The organism is Novosphingobium sp. (assembly GCF_965228995.1).
In the GTDB taxonomy this organism is placed as follows: domain Bacteria; phylum Pseudomonadota; class Alphaproteobacteria; order Sphingomonadales; family Sphingomonadaceae; genus Novosphingobium.
The window spans coordinates 139,010-152,840 of record NZ_OZ245852.1; the positions used below are offsets into that span (position 1 = coordinate 139,010).

A 13,831-nucleotide genomic window follows, 5' to 3' on the forward strand; every position below is an offset into this window, starting at 1 on the left:
GTCAATCGGTAGGTGCCAATCGGCACATGCCGATCAGTAGTTGTATGCGCGCTCACCATGGTCAGCGATGTCGAGACCTTCACGCTCGCCTTCTTCGCTGATCCGCATGCCGAGGGTCTTGTCGAGGATGAACCAGATCACCGCAGTGCCGACACCCGACCAGACCAGCGTGATCAGCACGGCTTCGAGCTGGATCACGAGCTGTGCCGCGATGTCGTAGGCGGGCGCGGCAACCGAGGGGAACTTGGTGTAGTCGATCACGCCCTGCCCGCCGAGTGCCGGCGATGCAACGATGCCCGTGGCAAGGGCACCGGTGATACCGCCGATGCAGTGGACACCGAAGACGTCGAGCGTATCGTCGTACTTGAACCGGTTCTTCACCGTGCTGACGAAGAAGAAGCACAGCGGCGAGACGATCAGACCAAGGACGATCGAGGTCATCGGCGCGCCATAGCCCGAAGCCGGAGTGATCGCGACGAGGCCGGCGACGGCACCCGAGGCGGCACCGAGCATCGAAGGCTTGCCGTGAACGACCTGCTCGACAACCGCCCAGCTGACCGCAGCAGCGCAAGTGGCGAGCATGGTGTTGACAAAGGCCACCGCAGCGACGCCGTTCGATTCAAGGTTCGAACCCGCGTTGAAGCCGAACCAGCCCACCCACAGCAGCGAGGCGCCGATCATGGTCATGGTCAGCGAGTGAGGCGGCGTGGCTTCCTTGCCATAGCCCAGACGCTTGCCGAGCAGGAGGCAGCCGACGAGGCCTGCGATACCGGCGTTGATGTGAACGACGGTGCCGCCGGCGAAATCGAGCGCGCCCTTGGCATAGAGGAACCCGGCATCGGTCGGAGCATCGGCCAGAAAGTCCGGGCCAGCCCAGTACCAGACCATGTGCGCGATGGGGTAGTAGACGACAGTCGACCACAGCACCACGAAGACCATGAGCGGCGTGAACTTGATGCGCTCAGCGAACGAGCCGATGAACAGCGCCGGAGTGATCATGGCGAAGGTCATCTGGAACACGAAGTAGCTGAGTTCCGGGATGTAGACGTTGTTGGAGAACGTCGCCGAGAAGGTCCCGCTGGTCACGCCGGCCATCAGCACCTTGCTGAAGCCGCCGATGAAGGGCGAGCCGCCGGTGAAAGCGAGCGAGTAACCATAGGTTGCCCAAAGCAGGCCCGCGATCGAAACGATCATGAACACCTGCATGAGCACCGAAAGCATGTTCTTGGTGCGGACGAGACCGCCGTAGAACAGGGCCAGGCCCGGGATGCTCATCATCAGGACGAGCACGGACGAGACGAGCATCCAGGTCGTATCGCCCTTGTTGACCATACCGGCCTGCTGCGCCACCGTTGGCGCCTTGATCATGGCCGCCTGGGCAAAGGCAGTGGACGCGGCACCGAGCGTCAAGCCCGCACCCACGACCCCGCCGATCATCTTACGGATCATCGAAGTTCCCCTCATGTCAGAAGTGGCGGTCTCCACCGCGCTTGTGACCGCGGCACTCGCGTGTTCGGCGCTCACAGGGCTGTATCCCCGGTTTCGCCGGTGCGGATGCGGGTGGCGGATGCAAGATCGAGCACGAAGATCTTGCCGTCGCCGATCGCCTCGGTGCTGGCAGTCTGCTGGATCACCTCGATGATCCGCGGTGTAAGATCATCGCTCGCTGCGATTTCGATCTTCACCTTGGGCAGCATGTTGGTGGTGTATTCGGCGCCGCGGTAGATCTCGGTCTGGCCTTTCTGTCGGCCGAAACCCTTCACTTCCGACACCGTCATCCCGGCAACGCCCAGCCCGGAGAGCGCTTCGCGCACTTCGTCGAGCTTGAACGGCTTGATGATGGCGATGATGAATTTCATTCATGCCCCCTTTGCGGCCTTCTCGCCGGGCGACCCGCCGGCTGAGTGGGCTTCGCAAGCACCGTGCCAAATGCGCGGGGCGCTGGAATCAGGGGGATTCTTTTCGCGACTGCGGAAAACTACGTATCCAGCACGCTCGAATCTTGGGCAGATTCCCGAGATTGCCTAAAAAATGGGCAGCCCTCGACGCGCCTGCCTGCCGCGATTTTCGGCACTCATTCGCCGCGGAAGAAGCGGTCCGTTGGCGTGGTGGGGAGGCCGTCGATGCTGCGATTACGGCCAGAGGTCTTGGTCATCCATGCCGTTTCGTCGGCCTGCGCGTGATACTTGACGAGGGCCCCCCGCTCCTGCTCGAGCGTCATGACGGGCACGCCCCAGCCGCAGCTGGTCTGCACGCTTTCGACCGCGATGTCGAAGATCTGGCGGGTCCCGGGCAGGATGGTAAAATGCGCGGCGAGTTCCTCCCACTCAGGGTCCTTCGGCAGCACCGGGCGGCCCTTGCCATAGAGGCGCAGGATCAGCGGGGGCTGGCCGAAATTGCACATCATCACCGTGATCCGGCCATCGGCGACGAGATGTGCGTGCGTTTCGTTGCCGGAGCCTGCGAGATCAAGGTAGGCGACGCGGTTGGGCCCGAGCACGCGGAAGCAGTCATAGCCCTTGGGCGAGAGGTTGATGCGCGCATCCGCCGCTGCCGTGGCGATAAAGAACACGCTCTGCGCGCCCATCATCGCCTCGTGCCGGGGCAGGATCCGGTCGGTGAATTCGGCCATCAGAGAAATTCGCGCAAAGTGGCAATGAAGCGGTCGAACTGATCGTGGTGGAGCCAGTGGCCGGCGTTCTCGAACTCGATCACCTTGCCGTCGCGGAAGTGCTTGATGCGCCCGTCACGCTCGGGATTGCCGGCCCAGGAATCCGCCCCGTTGAGCAGCAGCGTCGGGCAGGTGATCGCCTCCCACAGCTCGTGCTTGCGCTCGGTCGAGATGTCGTAGGGGTGATCGATGTGGACGTACGGGTCGAACTTCCACGTGAACGTCCCGTCCTCGTTGCGGTTGATCCCGTGGATCGTGAGGTGGCGGGCCTGCGCGTCGGTCAGGTAGGGGTTTTCCGACTTCATGCGCGCATAGGCGTCTTCCAGCGTCGCGTAGCGGCGCGGCAGGCGGCCGGCGGCCTTGCGCTTTTCGGCGATGTAATCGCGCACGCGCCGCGCGAAGGGCACGTCCTTCATGCGCAGTTCCCAGTCCGGCGTCGGGAAGATGCCCTCGATCGCGACGAGCTTGGCAACGTCTTCCGGAAACAGCCCGGCGTAGCGCAAAGAGACGTTGGCGCCCCACGAGTGCGAAACGATGGTGACGGGCGCAAGATCAAGCTGGTGGACGAGCTGCGCCACGTCGTAGACCATGTCCATCGTGCGGTAATTGCCGTCAGACGCCCACTCGCTGTCACCATGCCCGCGGTGATCGAGTGCGATGACGTGCCAATCATCGCGCAGGGCTTCGGCGGTCCAGTCCCAGCTGCGGCAATGATCGCGCCCGCCGTGGATCAGCAGGAGCGGCGGCTTCTCCGCATTGCCCCAATCGACATAGTGAAGGCGCAGGCGCTGCGAGATGAAGGTGTTGGAGGTGGGTCCGAGCAGTGTCATCGCCCGTCTCTGCCGCAGGTGCGAACAGCCCGCAAGTCCGGTTTTATCGAGAGCTAGACGTGGCTAGACGTGCTGGCGCCAGGAAACCCGGGGAACGAAGCCGATCACCTCGCCCGCGCGCGCTGACGAAAGCAGCGACGCCTCGCCCGAAAGGCCTTCCGCCAGAGGGACTTCGGGGAAGTGCTCAGCCATGAGTTCGCGCGAGGATCGGCCGATCAGGTTGTCGGGCGCCGCAATGATCATCGCTTCGTGCCCCGTGGTTGCAGCTTCCAGCGCGCAGCGGCAGGCCTCGGCTGCGTCAGCCACGTCGATATAGCTCCACAGGTTCCACTTGCGGCTGGCGGGATCGGCCTGGATCTGCGGCAGTGCGGCGTAGTCCTCGGCCACATAGACGTTGGAGAAGCGCAGCGAAACGATGGCCAGCCCCGCGTGCCAGCGAGCGAACTCTTCCGCCATGGTCTCACCCAGCCGCTTGCCCAGCGCGTAGGACCAGTTGGGGAGCAGCGGGTGCGTCTCGTCGATGGGGGCGAAGTGCGGCGGCTCGGCGAAGGGGAGGCCAAGGATCGTCTCGCTCGATGCCCAGACGACGCGGCCAATGCCGAGGCGGGCGGCAGTGGAGAACACGTTGTAGGTGCCCATCACGTTGATGCGGAAAGCGGCTTCATCGGTCGTCGCGCCGGGCTTGGGAATGCCGGCGAGGTGGAGCACCGCATCGAAGCGCCGCGCCGCAGTGTCGACACCCGAAAGCGCCCCCATCACCGCGCCGAAATCCGCGCAATCGAGCCGGACGGTATCATCGCCGTAGACCGAACTGACGATATCGAAACCGGTGACGCGGTGGCCAGCCGCACGCAGCGTCGCCACGGCGACCTTGCCCAACTTGCCGCTGCTGCCCGTGACTGCGATGCGCATTCAGACTTCTCCCCAATCGTCGAACCCGACGAGCCAGAAAGCCATGATTGCCTCTGGCACGGCGTCACCCTGAACTTGTTTCAGGGTCCATTTCTCACCATGCGCGCTGGTCTGATTTTGAAAGGCGACATGGCGGGCTGCTGTGTTTGAAAGCCGACAACAGCGTTTGCGGCACGATGGACCCTGAAACAAGTTCAGGGTGACGGGAGAAGGTGAAACACCTTCCCGCTGGCCCTTACCGTTCCTTGGTGGCGCTGAAGGTCAGCTCCGGATTGCGTTCCTGCTGGTACCCGACATCCCAGGCCGAGCGCGCCATGAATACCGGATCGCCGTCGCGGTCCTTGGCGAGGTTGGACAGGTTGAAATCGGCGAAGGTGCGCAGCGCGGCCTCGCTTCCCTTGAGCCAGCGCGCGGTATCGAAGGGGGAGGGTTCGAGCACCGCTTCCACCTTGTATTCGGCTTCAAGCCGCGAGATCAGCACGTCGAGCTGGAGCTGGCCGACCACGCCGACGATCGATTGCGCGCCGATCTCCGGGTAGAACACCTGGATTACGCCTTCCTCGGACAAGTCGTCGAGCGCCTTGCGCAACTGCTTGGTCTTGGTCGGGTCCTTGAGCTGGACCCGGCGCAGGATTTCCGGCGCGAAGTTGGGCAGCCCGGTGAAACGGACCGTGTTCTTTTCCGAAAGCGTATCGCCCACCCGCAGCGTGCCATGGTTGGGAATGCCGATGATGTCACCCGCTTCGGCAGTATCGGCAATCTCGCGGTCCTGCGCGAAGAACAGGATCGGCGAATGAACGGCAATCGGCTTGCCGAGACCTGAAGGCGTCAGCTTCATGCCGCGCTTGAAGGTGCCCGAGACCATGCGCATGAACGCGATGCGGTCGCGGTGCATCGGGTCCATGTTGGCCTGAACCTTGAACACGAAGCCGGTCACTTCGGGGTGATCAAGCTCGATAGTGCCGTTTTCGCTCGGCTGCGGGCGCGGCGGCGGGGCGTAGCGGGCAATGGCGTCGATCATTTCGGCGACGCCGAAGTTCTTGAGCGCGGAGCCGAAGTAGACCGGCGTCAGATCGCCGTTGCGGTAGGCGGTGAGATCGAACTCGGGGTAGCCCATCTGCGCGAGCTCGATTTCCTCGGCTATGTCGGCCGGGATCGCGCCATCGACAAGCGGATCGCGCTTGCCTAGAAATTCCCGGCTGTCGCCTTCGGGGCGGGCGATGGTGTTCGTCGCGAAATCGAGGACGCCTTCGAACACGCCGCCCATGCCGATCGGCCACGACATCGGGCAGACATCGAGCGCGAGCGCATCGGCCACTTCATCGAGCGTCTCGAACACCGGGCGGCCCTCGCGGTCCACCTTGTTGACGAAGGTGATGATCGGCACCGAGCGCAGGCGGCAAACCTCGAACAGCTTGCGCGTCTGCGGCTCGATGCCCTTGGCCGCGTCGATCACCATGATCGCGGAATCGACGGCCGTAAGCGTGCGGTAGGTGTCTTCGGAGAAGTCCTCGTGGCCCGGGGTATCGAGCAGGTTGAAGACGACGCCGTCCTTCTGGAAGGTCATCACCGAAGAGGTGACAGAGATGCCGCGCTGCTGTTCGATCTTCATCCAGTCCGACCGGGCGCGGCGGGCCTGCCCGCGCGCCTTGACCTCACCCGCAAGGTGGATCGCGCCGCCCTGGAGGAGCAGCTTTTCGGTCAGTGTCGTCTTGCCCGCGTCGGGGTGAGAGATGATGGCAAAGGTGCGGCGATTGGAACTCATTGGGCGCCACTATACGGGGCGGACGGCGACGTCCATGCGGAAGCTCCTGCTTGCACCCGCGGGAAGCGTTACAACGCCCGGTTTCTCGCTGAAATCACCGGCGAACCCCACCGGATCGGAATGACCCTGCCAGGGTTCGATGCAGATGTAGCGCGCACCGGGCACCTGCCAGATGCCGAGCATGGGGCTATCCGGGAAGGCGACATCGAGCCATGCTCCGCCCTCCGCACCGTAGGAGAGGCGGCGGCTTGCAAGTTCTGTCCAGATCAAGGCGTCGTGGCGGAACAGTTCCGGATCGAGTGCGAGTTCGCGGCCCTGCACCGGCGTTGGCGCGCCATCCAGACGGATCAGGCCGGTCGCCATCTCCAGCTGGCGAATATCCTGCGGTTCGTCCGCTTCGAACACCACGCGGTGCGCGGCCTTGTCGGCGCCGCCGGGGAGCGGCCAAGCGAACGCGGGGTGGTAGCCAAAGCTGAAGGGCAGCGCCGCAGCGCCAGTGTTGTAGACAGTTGCGACCATTTCCAGCGTCATACCGCTCAGCGTGAAGGCCATGTCGAGCGTGAAAGCGAAGGGGTAGCTTGCCCGCGTTTCGGCACTGTCCTGCAGGCGGAACACTGCTCTGTCGGAAGCATGCTCGATGACCGTGAAAGCGCTGCGACGAGCAAAGCCATGCTTGGGCATCCGGTACGCCTGTCCATTCACTCGCAGCGTATCATCGGCGAGCGCGCCGACGATGGGGAACAGCAGCGGCGCGCGGCCCGTCCAGAAGGCGGGGTCCGCATCGGTCATGTACTCGCGGCCCGCAGCGTCGGTCAGCGAAGAGAGCTCCGCCCCGAACGGATTGATGCGCGCGGTTAGGCCCTCGCTGGCGATCGTAATCAGGTCTGTCATCGGTCCCCGGCGTGGCTGGCGGTTCAGGCGCGCAGCACGCCGCCGAGTTTGGCGCCGGCTGCCACGATCTTGTCGGTAATCGCCTTCAGCGCGGCTTCGTCGTAGCTCTTCTCGACCGGCTGTAGCGTGACTTCGACGGCCAGCGACTTGTGCCCTTCCGGCACGCCCTGCCCTCGGAAATCATCGAACACCCGGGCGGCGACCACGTTGGCCTTGTCAGCCCCGCGCACGGCGCGCAGCAGGTCTCCCGCTGGCAGGAGAGCGGGCACGAGGAACGCGTAATCGCGCGTGACGGCTTGCAGCGCAGGCGGCGCGAAGTGGGGGCGGGCGAAGCTGCCGGGTCCCTTGCGCGCGGGGATCGACCCGAGGAACAGTTCCACCACCGCGACCGGGCCGGAGAGATCGAAGGCCTTGGCGGTCGAGGGGTGCAGCAGGCCGAACCGCGCGAGCACCGTTTTAGGCCCGAGCCGCAGGGTGGCGGATTGGCCGGGGTGGAACTGGCTCCCTGCTTCGCCCATGACCTGCAAGTTATCGACCGGCGCACCGGCTTCGGCGAGGAGCGCAAGCGCCTCGGCCTTGGCATCGAAGGCGTCGAAGGGCTTGGCCTTGCCAGTTGCCCAACCGCGCGGGGCGGCTTCGCCCGCAAGCACGATGGCGAGGCTGGGCTGCTCGTCGCTCGCGCCGCCTTCCCCGCGCAGATAGCGGCGGCCGATCTCGAACAGGCGGACCGAAGTCGCGCCGCGATCAAGATTGCGCCGCGCCGCCGCAAGCAGGCCCGGCAGCAGCGAGGGGCGCATGGTCTTGAGGTCTTCGGAGATCGGATTGGCGAGGGTCCACAGCCCGCTGTTTCCATCGGCGAAGTGTTCGGCTTCAGCCGTGGGGAGGAACGACCAGGTGACGGCCTCGTTGAGCCCCCGCGCGGCAGCGGCGCGGCGGATGCGGCGCTCCTGCATCTGCGCGGGCGTGGCGGTGGGCTTGGCAACGCCGTCCGCACGCGGCAGCGGGGTGGAGGGCACGGCATCGAGGCCGTGGACGCGGATCACTTCCTCGACGATGTCGGGCGCGCCGTCGACGTCGGGCCGCCACGTGGGCACCGTGACGAGCCATTCATTGGAGACGTCGAAGCCAAGTGCGGCGAGGATGCGCTTCTGCTCGCTGCCCGCCACATCGATCCCGCCGAGATTGCCGGCGAGCGCCGGATTGTAGGCGAAGCTCTTGCGCGCGAGCGGGGGCTGACCCGCACGGATGATCTCGCTCGGCTCTCCGCCGCAGATTTCGAGGATCAGGCTGGTGAGGAGGTCCATGCCGGTATCGAGGAATGCAGGATCGACCCCGCGCTCGAAACGACCGCGCGCGTCGGACGTGAGCGCGAGCGCCTGGCCAGTGCGGGCGATGTTGGCGGGCGTGAAATAGGCGACTTCGAGGAGCACGTCGGTGGTGGTTTCCGAACAGCCCGAATGCTCGCCGCCCATGATGCCGGCGATATCGTGGACGCCGCTTTCATCGGCGATCACGGTCATCCACGGCTGGAGCGCATATTCCTTGCCGTTGAGCGCAAGGCAGGTCTCGCCTTCCCGCGCGCGGCGGGCGACGACCGCGCCAGTGAGCTTGGCAAGGTCATAGGCATGCGCCGGGCGGCCATAGCCGAGCATGACGTAGTTGGTGATATCGACCAGCGCCGAGATCGGGCGCTGGCCCGCGCTCTTGAGGCGGTCCTGCAGCCATTGCGGGCTGGGGCCGTTGGTCACGCCGCGGATGACGCGGCCGTAGAAGGCAGGGCAGCCTTCGGGATCGTCGGTGCGCACCTCGACCGGACAGGGGAAGCTGCCGACGACCGGCGCGGTGTCGATGGGGCGCAACACGCCAAGGCCGGCTGCCGCGAGATCGCGCGCGATGCCGTAGACGCCCATGCAGTCCGGCCGGTTGGGCGTGATCGCGACATCGAACACCGGGTCCGAGCCCAGGTAATCGGCAAAGCTGGTGCCGATCGGCGCATCGGCGGGCAGCTCGATGATGCCGTCATGCTCCTCGCCAAGGCCGAGTTCACGCGTGGAGCACATCATGCCGTTGGATTCGACGCCGCGGATGGCGGACTTGCGCAGCTCCATGCCGTTGGCCGGAACCACTGCACCCGGAAGGCCCAGCACACCGACGAGGCCCGCACGCGCATTGGGTGCGCCGCAGACCACCTGGAGCGGGTTGCCGTCTCCCAGATCGACGACAAGGACCTGCAGCTTGTCTGCCTGCGGGTGCTTTTCCGCCGTCAGCACGCGGGCGACGCGGAAGTTGGTGAGCGCAGCCGAGGCATCCTCGACGCCTTCGATTTCGAGCCCGAGCGAGGTGAGCTTCTCGGCGATCGTGCGCGCGTCGGCCTTCGTATCGAGCAGGGCCTGAAGCCAGGAGAGGGCGAACTTCATGCGCGCACTCCCACGCCGCCGGAAAGGGTGGGCACATCGAGTGCGCCGAAGCCGTAGTGTGCCAGCCAGCGCACATCGCCATCGAAGAAGGCGCGCAGGTCGTCCATGCCATACTTCAGCATGGCGAGCCGATCGACGCCGGTGCCGAAGGCGAAGCCCTGCCATTCATCGGGGTCAAGCCCGCCGAATTCGATCACCTTGCGATTGACCATGCCGGAGCCCAGCACTTCCATCCAGCCGCCGTTCGCCGCATCGCCGCTGCCACCGACCACGCGCTTGCCGCTGACAAGCGTGTAACCGACATCGACTTCGACCGACGGCTCAGTGAAAGGAAAGTAGCTCGGGCGCAGGCGCAAGACGATATCGTCGCGCTCGAAGAAGGCCTTGAGGAAGGTTTCCAGCGTCCACTTGAGGTGGCCGAGGTGGATGCCCTTGTCGATGACGAGGCCTTCGATCTGGTGGAACATCGGCGTGTGCGTGGCATCGCTGTCCGAGCGGTAGACGCGGCCCGGGGCGATCACGCGCAAGGGGGCGCCCTGGCTCAGCATTGAGCGGATCTGCACCGGCGAGGTGTGCGTGCGCAGCAGCATCGAGCGGCCGTCCGCATCCTTGTCAGGGAAATAGAAGGTATCGTGCATCGCCCGCGCCGGGTGGGTTTCAGGCATGTTGAGCGCGGTGAAGTTGTGCCAGTCGTCCTCGATCTCCGGGCCGGTGGCCACGGCAAAACCCATGTCGGCGAAGATTTCGGCCAGCTCGTCCATGACCTGGCTGACCGGGTGGACGCTGCCGCGCGGGGCGGCGGGCGCGGGGAGCGAGAGATCGGCAGTTTCGGCGGCGAGCTTTGCCTCGAGCGCAGCGCCTTCCAGCGCGGCGCGCCGCTCGGCGAGCGCGGCGGTCACTGCCTCACGCGCGGCGTGGATGCGCGGGCCGGTGCTGGTGCGGTCCTCGGGGCTCATGCCGCCGAGAGACTTGAGCAGGGCCGAGACCCAGCCCTGCTTGCCCAGCGCGGCAACGCGCAGTGCCTCAACGGCTTCGATCGTGTCCGCGGCGGCAATCGCGGCGAGTGTAGGTTCAAGCTGTTCCATCGGCCCCGCCGCTAGCGCCAAACGGCACGGAATCCAAGGTTCGCGTTCTCAAACCCGCGAGGGATCGTGCAAGGCCTGCACCGGCGCACCGGCTGCTGCCATGCGGGCGCGCATGACACCGGCCAGCACGGGATGGGGCAGCGCGGCATAGGCACGCGGGCTCATTCCCATGAACCGGTGGAACTCGCGCACGAACTGGGCCTGATCGTGATAGTGCGAATCGATGGCACCGATCCACGTGAGCGACGGATCGAGCATGTACTGCGAAAGGCTGCGCATGAAGCGCTGGCGGCGCAGCAACAGGCTGGGCGGAAAGCCGAAGTGGCGGCGGCAGACGCGCTCCAGCGTGTGGGTGGGAAGACCAACATGCTCGGCCATGGCGGACACGGTGGCGACTTCGGGATCGACCAGCGCCTGATGGGTCGCGCGGATGCGGGCTTCTTCCGGCACTTCGCGCGCAGCAAGGCTTTCGAAATGCCGGGTGATCCGATCGAGTTCGGCAGCTTCATCGGCGACCGGTCCGAACAGCGAATCGACCAGTGGACGCAGCGGCGCGAAGGCCGGATCACGGGTTGGATCGCAGAGACGATCGGCAAAGCCGCGCGCCGGTGCGCCAACAAACTTGGCCCAACCGAACGGCAGCAAGCCAATGCCCCATATGCGCGAGGTACCCGCCGTAAAGCGCAATGCAGTGCTGGTGGGGCCGGTGACGATCCCGGCAAGATTGCCGACCGGCGCTTCCCGCAGCAATTCCGAAACCGGCAGCACGCCGCTGACGATACGCAGATTGGCCCATTCAGGGTGGAGGTGATCAACCACTCGGCCGTCCGTACCGGCATCGATCTCGGTAATGTAGAAAGTCGTGAAGTAGGGACGCATAGCCGGAGGCGGCTGATAGAATCGTACCCTGACGGTACATTGACCGTTCACTGCTGCGTCCCCCGTTATGTTCCCTATTGGAATGATCATAACGCTTAGTGAGACTAACGGGAACCGTCCAAAATGGCAAAAAGGGCACCGGTCATCTGACCGGCGCCCTCTTGCAATTCAGGCATTTCTCGTAATCCGGAAGGCTCCGAGCGCGCCAAATTGGAACGTCGGAGGGTTAATCCCGAATCAGTTCGCCAGCGCCTGCTTGGCCTGCGCGATGATCGCGGTGAACACGCCGCCTTCGTTCATCGCCAGATCGGCCATGGCCTTGCGGTCGAGTTCGATCCCGGCCAGCTTGGTTCCGTGGATGAACTGCGAGTAGGTCAGCCCTTCGGCGCGGACAGCAGCGTTGATGCGCTGGATCCACAGACCGCGGAACTCCCGCTTCTTCACCTTGCGATCGCGGTACGCATACTGGCCGGCCTTTTCGACGGCCTGCCGCGCGACGCGGATGGTGTTCTTGCGGCGGCCCCGATAGCCCTTGGCTTGTTCGAGAATGCGCTTGTGCTTGGCGCGGGTGGTAACACCCCGTTTGATGCGGCTCATGGGTCTTCGCTCCTCAGTTCAGCCCGTAGGGCGCCCACTTTTTGATCACCTTCGCATCAGCGTCGGAAATCACGTCCATGCCGCGGTTCTGGCGGATGTACTTGGCGTTGTGGCTGATCAGGCGGTGGCGCTTGCCGGCCACGCCGTGCTTGACCTTGCCGGATGCGGTGATCTTGAAGCGCTTCTTCACACCGCTCTTGGTCTTGAGCTTGGGCATTTTCGTCTCCTTGGTAAGGGTACGTCCGACTTGCCGTGGCAGCCCTGCATGGCCAGGCGAGTCATCGAATCCGTACCCGATGAAGTGGGCGCGCTTAGTGGTGCGGGGCGCAAAAGGCAAGCGATTGCGCGTTCACGTACCCGCAGACCACAGTCAGCGGCCAATCTTCTCGCGGTCGAATGGAGTGGTTTGATACGATTCGTTGATCCAGTTGCCAAACAGCAGATGGCCGTGGCCGCGCCAGGTATTGGATGGCGCGGCGGCGGGATCGTTGCCGGGGAAGTAGTTGAGCGGCAGGCTGCGCCCCTCATCCCGCGCATATTCGCCCGCGAGCGTGAAGGTGTCGTATTCGAGGTGATTGAGCATGTGGACCGTGTTGTGGGCCGGATCGTCGATCAGGCACAGGCCGGTTTCCGGGCTGTCTGCCAGAACGGCCAGCCCGCTCCCGGCAGGAATATCCGCGGCGCGCAGTTCACTCCAGCGCGAGACCGGGACATCGAACCGATCAGGCAGCCCACGCATGAGCGGATGCGCCGGGGCGCGGTTGACATGGCTGAACACGCCGGTCGCCTTCTCGGCCAGCGGGTGTTTCGGCACGCCGTGGAAGTGATGCAAGGCCGCCATGGCGCCCCAGCACAGCGTCAGCGTGCGGTGAACGTTATGCAGCGACCAGTCGAGGATGCGGCGCATCTCGTCCCAGTAGGTCACGTCCTCGAACCCGATCTGCTCGACCGGAGCGCCGGTGATGATCAGGCCATCGAACTTCTCGGCGCGGACATCCTCCCAGGGGCGATAAAACGAGGTGATGTGGCCCGCCGAGGTGTTCTTGCTGACGTGGTCCGAAATCCGCACGAGTTCGAGCTCGATCTGCAGCGGTGTTGCGCCGAGCAGCCGGGCGATCTGCGTTTCGGTGGTGATCTTGTCCGGCATCAGGTTGAGCAGCGCGACACGCAGAGGGCGGATGTCCTGACGGGCGGCCTCTGTCTCGCTCATCACGATAACGCCCTCGGCTTCCAGTGTGCGGCGGGCAGGAAGATTGTCGGCAATGCGAATCGGCACGTGTCTCAACCCTTCGATCTCGGGAGAAAACGACGCCTGCAGCCTTGTTCCGTTTGGTTGCCGAACCGGCCACATCCCCTCGCTGGCGAGGGCGCCACCTTGCCCGGAAACCGGCAGGTTGGCGTCGGAGCGTCGATCCCCAACTCTTGATGCACCAGCCGACATAAGGGCGCCCGCGTTAAAAAGCAACGCAGCGCCGCATCCGGGTGCTTGCGCAATTCCTACTTGCTATTGCAAATGCCTCGCATTAATTATTAGGAGACACAGCGCGAGGATTCTCTCCCGATGTATATCTGTATCTGCAATGCCATCCGCGAAAAGGACCTGCGCCGCGTCGCCTGCGAGCAGAGCGGCGATGCCGAAGCGCTCTATGCCAGGCTCGGCTTTGCGCCCCAGTGCCGCCAATGCCTTGAAGATGCGGAGTTGATCGTCAACGAAGCGCGCGCCTGTATCCCTGCGTGAGCTGCCTTGCGTGCGTGACCTGCGGCCTCTAATCTCGCGGAACAGC

The 13,831-nt window shown here is 64.8% G+C and carries 14 protein-coding genes and 1 riboswitch; of the genes, 1 reads left to right on the forward strand and 13 read right to left on the reverse strand.

The window, feature by feature from the left end:
- Nucleotides 1-33: 33 nt before the first annotated feature.
- The 13 genes from ACO056_RS00610 to ACO056_RS00670 all read right to left on the reverse strand — a co-directional run bounded on the left by ACO056_RS00610 (nt 34) and on the right by ACO056_RS00670 (nt 13,323).
- Nucleotides 34-1,449 (reverse strand): ammonium transporter, encoded by a 1,416-nt coding sequence (locus tag ACO056_RS00610; RefSeq protein ID WP_421850284.1) that lies wholly within the window; start codon nt 1,447-1,449, stop codon nt 34-36.
- A 71-nt stretch (nt 1,450-1,520) separates the two neighbouring features.
- Nucleotides 1,521-1,859 (reverse strand): P-II family nitrogen regulator, encoded by a 339-nt coding sequence (locus tag ACO056_RS00615; protein ID WP_072384441.1) that lies wholly within the window; start codon nt 1,857-1,859, stop codon nt 1,521-1,523.
- A 215-nt stretch (nt 1,860-2,074) separates the two neighbouring features.
- Nucleotides 2,075-2,632: a pyridoxamine 5'-phosphate oxidase family protein gene (locus ACO056_RS00620; RefSeq protein ID WP_421850287.1), complete on the reverse strand. Its 558-nt coding sequence runs from the start codon at nt 2,630-2,632 to the stop codon at nt 2,075-2,077.
- On the reverse strand, nt 2,632-3,501 hold the full coding sequence (locus ACO056_RS00625; RefSeq protein ID WP_421850289.1) for an alpha/beta fold hydrolase: 870 nt from the start codon (nt 3,499-3,501) through the stop codon (nt 2,632-2,634). The genes ACO056_RS00620 and ACO056_RS00625 overlap by 1 nt, the downstream gene beginning before the upstream one ends.
- Nucleotides 3,502-3,564: 63 nt before the next feature.
- Complete coding sequence (locus ACO056_RS00630) at nt 3,565-4,413, reverse strand: NAD-dependent epimerase/dehydratase family protein (protein WP_421850292.1); 849 nt, start codon at nt 4,411-4,413, stop codon at nt 3,565-3,567.
- A gap of 235 nt (nt 4,414-4,648) precedes the next feature.
- A complete protein-coding gene (locus ACO056_RS00635; protein ID WP_421850295.1) occupies nt 4,649-6,178 on the reverse strand; it encodes a peptide chain release factor 3 in 1,530 nt (509 codons plus the stop codon).
- Between the two features lie 9 nt (nt 6,179-6,187).
- Nucleotides 6,188-7,069, reverse strand: coding sequence for an aldose 1-epimerase family protein (locus tag ACO056_RS00640; protein ID WP_421850298.1), 882 nt, complete (start codon nt 7,067-7,069; stop codon nt 6,188-6,190).
- 23 nt (nt 7,070-7,092) lie between these two features.
- Nucleotides 7,093-9,486: a phenylalanine--tRNA ligase subunit beta gene (pheT, locus tag ACO056_RS00645; RefSeq protein WP_421850300.1), complete on the reverse strand. Its 2,394-nt coding sequence runs from the start codon at nt 9,484-9,486 to the stop codon at nt 7,093-7,095.
- Nucleotides 9,483-10,571, reverse strand: a complete 1,089-nt coding sequence (pheS, locus tag ACO056_RS00650; protein ID WP_421850303.1) for a phenylalanine--tRNA ligase subunit alpha — start codon at nt 10,569-10,571, stop codon at nt 9,483-9,485. The genes pheT and pheS overlap by 4 nt, the downstream gene beginning before the upstream one ends.
- Nucleotides 10,572-10,619: 48 nt before the next feature.
- Nucleotides 10,620-11,450, reverse strand: coding sequence for a helix-turn-helix domain-containing protein (locus ACO056_RS00655; protein WP_421850305.1), 831 nt, complete (start codon nt 11,448-11,450; stop codon nt 10,620-10,622).
- A 237-nt stretch (nt 11,451-11,687) separates the two neighbouring features.
- The gene (rplT, locus tag ACO056_RS00660) at nt 11,688-12,047 is read right to left on the reverse strand and encodes a 50S ribosomal protein L20 (protein WP_421839723.1); all 360 of its coding nucleotides are present in this window, start codon (nt 12,045-12,047) and stop codon (nt 11,688-11,690) included.
- Nucleotides 12,048-12,060: 13 nt separating this feature from the next.
- A complete protein-coding gene (gene rpmI / locus ACO056_RS00665) occupies nt 12,061-12,264 on the reverse strand; it encodes a 50S ribosomal protein L35 (RefSeq protein WP_054122496.1) in 204 nt (67 codons plus the stop codon).
- A gap of 153 nt (nt 12,265-12,417) precedes the next feature.
- Nucleotides 12,418-13,323 (reverse strand): homoserine O-succinyltransferase, encoded by a 906-nt coding sequence (locus ACO056_RS00670; RefSeq protein WP_421850307.1) that lies wholly within the window; start codon nt 13,321-13,323, stop codon nt 12,418-12,420.
- Between the two features lie 43 nt (nt 13,324-13,366).
- Nucleotides 13,367-13,481: riboswitch (SAM-I-IV-variant riboswitch) on the reverse strand.
- 127 nt (nt 13,482-13,608) lie between these two features.
- Between ACO056_RS00670 and ACO056_RS00675 the strand changes: the two genes are divergently transcribed.
- A complete protein-coding gene (locus ACO056_RS00675; protein WP_421850309.1) occupies nt 13,609-13,785 on the forward strand; it encodes a (2Fe-2S)-binding protein in 177 nt (58 codons plus the stop codon).
- Nucleotides 13,786-13,831 lie beyond the last annotated feature (46 nt).